The sequence below is a fragment of the Sphingomonas sp. CFBP 13733 genome (genome assembly GCF_014841795.1).
In the GTDB taxonomy this organism is placed as follows: domain Bacteria; phylum Pseudomonadota; class Alphaproteobacteria; order Sphingomonadales; family Sphingomonadaceae; genus Sphingomonas; species Sphingomonas aerolata.
Genome location: NZ_JACYUP010000024.1, coordinates 1 through 1,989, shown reverse-complemented (window position 1 = coordinate 1,989; position 1,989 = coordinate 1). Strand labels below are relative to the sequence as shown.

Below are 1,989 nucleotides of genomic sequence, written 5' to 3'. Positions count from 1 at the left end.
CCGCCCCAGTCAAACTACCCGCCACAGAGGGTCCCTGTTCCGGCTTACGGAACGAGGTTAGACATCAGAAACAAACAGGGTGGTATTTCACCTATGGCTCCACATCAGCTGGCGCCGATGCTTCAAAGCCTCCCACCTATGCTACACAGTTTCTTCCTAATGCCACTCTGAAGCTGCAGTAAAGGTGCACGGGGTCTTTCCGTCTAACCGCGGGTACTCCGCATCTTCACGGAGAATTCAATTTCGCTGAGCATGTCCTGGAGACAGTGGGGAAGTCGTTACGCCATTCGTGCAGGTCGGAACTTACCCGACAAGGAATTTCGCTACCTTAGGACCGTTATAGTTACGGCCGCCGTTTACCTGGGCTTCATTTCAGAGCTTGCACCCCTCCACTTAACCTTCAGGCACCGGGCAGGCGTCAGGCCCTATACGTCGTCTTGAAGCCGACTTAGCAGAGCCCTGTGTTTTTGCTAAACAGTCGCTACCCCCTGGCCTGTGCCCCCTCAAAGTGCTTGCGCATAGTGAGGGCCTCCTTCTTCCGAAGGTACGGAGGCAATTTGCCGAGTTCCTTCAGGACACTTCTCTCAAGCGCCTTGGTATACTCTACCTGACCACCTGTGTCGGTTTCGGGTACGGTCTATACGGTGGGGCTATTTCCTGGAACCATTTCGAAGCCATCCCAATCCGATAAGGGATGACAACACACATGATCCGTCACACACCACCAGGCCCACGAATATTAACGTGGTTCCCATCGACTACCCCCTTCGGGCTCGTCTTAGGGGCCGGCTCACCCTGCGCGGATTAGCCTTGCGCAGGAACCCTTGGTCTTTCGGCGAGAGGGCATCTCACCCTCTTTATCGCTACTCATGTCTGCATTCGCACTTCCGATACCTCCACGACCCATTACCAGATCGCTTCACAGGCTTACGGAACGCTCCGCTACCGCGTACCACATAAGTGGCACACCCTAAGCTTCGGCACGTATCTTGAGCCCCGTTACATCTTCGCCGCAGGACCTCTTGTTTAGACCAGTGAGCTGTTACGCTTTCTTTAAAGGATGGCTGCTTCTAAGCCAACCTCCTGGTTGTTTTGGAAGTCCCACATGCTTTCCCACTTAGATACGATTTGGGGGCCTTAGCTGTAGGTCAGGGCTGTTTCCCTTTTGACGACGGACCTTAGCACCCGCCGTCTGTCTCCCGCATATCACTCTTAGGTATTCGGAGTTTGGTTAGGTTTGGTAGATCTCGCGACCCCCTAGCCCATCCAGTGCTCTACCCCCTAAGGTGTTCGTGCGAGGCACTACCTCAATAGTTTTCGCGGAGAACCAGCTATTTCCCGGCTTGATTGGCCTTTCACCCCTAAACACAACTCATCCGGTAACTTTTCAACGTTAATCGGTTCGGACCTCCAGTGCATGTTACTGCACCTTCATCCTGGTCATGCCTAGATCGCCGGGTTTCGGGTCTAATACATCAAACTCTGGCGCCCTATTCAGACTCGCTTTCGCTGCGCCTACACCTATCGGCTTAAGCTTGCTTGATACATTAAGTCACAGACCCATTATGCAAGAGGTACGCTGTCAGGCCATAAAAGCCCTCCAACTGCTTGTAGGCAATCCGTTTCAGGTACTGTTTCACTCCCCTCATCGGGGTGCTTTTCACCTTTCCCTCACGGTACTAGTTCGCTATCGGTCATGTACGAGTATTTAGGCTTGGAGGGTGGTCCCCCCATGTTCAGACAGAATTTCACGTGTTCCGCCCTACTCGAGTCCTGAATTCTCACTTTCGTATACGGGGCTGTCACCCGCTATGGCGTCACTTTCCAGAGACTTCTACTAGTTGAAATTCAGGCACTGGCCTGGTCCGCGTTCGCTCGCCACTACTAACGGAATCTCGGTTGATGTCTTTTCCTCCAGCTACTGAGATGTTTCAGTTCGCCGGGTTCGCTTCACGAAGCCTATTTTATTCAGCTAAGTGATACCTAACC

At 53.0% G+C, this 1,989-nt stretch carries 1 rRNA gene; it reads right to left on the bottom strand.

Annotation, left to right across the window (positions count from 1 at the left end):
- Positions 1–1,989 (bottom strand): 23S ribosomal RNA (locus IFT71_RS21030); the annotation flags it as partial.